Here is a 1,070-nt window from a genome sequence, read left to right as displayed (position 1 = left end):
GTGACAGGCCGACCTGCCGGTCGGCCTGTCACCGCACATGAAGCCGCTGATCGAGTGGCATTTCGCAAACGGGAGTTAAGGGCGCGTCTTGTTCTGTGCCGCGTTGCGATCGTTGCGGGCGGCGACGAGGAACAGGATGAAGCCGATGCCGAGCAAACCGCCCATCGCCATTCCCATGGTCTGGCCGACGACTGCCTGAAAATCGGCTGTGACGCGATCGGGATTGGCCATGCCGAAGCGGGCGAGATACCACCAGATGCCTGCAAGGAAGGCCTCGATGACGACCATCGTCAGGATCAGTCGTGCCTTCTTGCTCATTGGCTATTCCTCCACCCAAGCGTGAATTGCCCTAGCATCATGAACGGCGCGGCGACAGTGGCGGGTAGGGTGGAAACGTCTAAGGCTGTGCAAAACCGGTCTGAGCGCCGGCCGCGTTTCGGCCGGTTGCCCTATTCGTGCCTAAGTGCGTCGATCGGGTCGAGCCTGGCGCCGCGCAGCGCCGGGAAGAAGCCGAACACCATGCCGATCAGGGCGGAAAAGCCGACGGCGAGCAGGATCACCGCCGGGCTCGGCGCAAACGGGATGGTCAGCGTCACCGCGGCGAGGCCGGCCAGCGCCAGCCCGATCAGGATGCCGATAATGCCGCCGAGCAGCGACAGCACCGTCGCCTCGACCAGGAACTGGATGAGGATGTGCTTTTCATGCGCGCCGATGGCGAGCCTGATGCCGATCTCGCGGGTGCGTTCGGTGACCGACACCAGCATGATGTTCATGATGCCGATGCCGCCGACCAGCAGGCTGACGCCGGCGACGGCGCCCAGCATGCCGGTCATGGTGGTGGTGGCGCTGGCCATGGCGTCGGCGATCTGGGTCATGTCGCGGATGGCGAAATCGCTTTCACGATCGGGCGTGATGCGTCTGGCGTCGCGCAGAATGTCCTCGACGCGCGGCTGCAACTCGCTGGTCGGCGTGCGGTCATCGGCGGCGATGTAGATGTTGTCGATGTCGCGGTTGCCGGCGATGCGGCGCTGGTAGGCGTGCAGCGGCATCAGCACGACATTGTCCTGATC

General features: G+C 64.5%; 2 protein-coding genes. Both read right to left on the bottom strand.

Annotated elements, in window-relative coordinates:
* Positions 1-75: 75 nt before the first annotated feature.
* On the bottom strand, positions 76-318 hold the full coding sequence (locus tag EN994_RS32705; protein ID WP_013531069.1) for a hypothetical protein: 243 nt from the start codon (positions 316-318) through the stop codon (positions 76-78).
* A gap of 131 nt (positions 319-449) precedes the next feature.
* Positions 450-1,070: FtsX-like permease family protein (locus EN994_RS32700; RefSeq protein ID WP_127308214.1), on the bottom strand; the 621-nt coding region annotated here is incomplete at its 5' end.

The sequence above is a fragment of the Mesorhizobium sp. M7A.F.Ca.CA.002.09.1.1 genome (assembly GCF_003998555.1).
Taxonomy (GTDB): domain Bacteria; phylum Pseudomonadota; class Alphaproteobacteria; order Rhizobiales; family Rhizobiaceae; genus Mesorhizobium; species Mesorhizobium ciceri.
This window is presented reverse-complemented; position numbering and strand designations above follow the sequence as displayed.

Bases quoted from the DNA above. Each gene is read 5' to 3' on its own strand.
- EN994_RS32705 (WP_013531069.1), bottom strand. From the start codon at position 318: ATGAGCAAGAAGGCACGACTGATCCTGACGATGGTCGTCATCGAGGCC.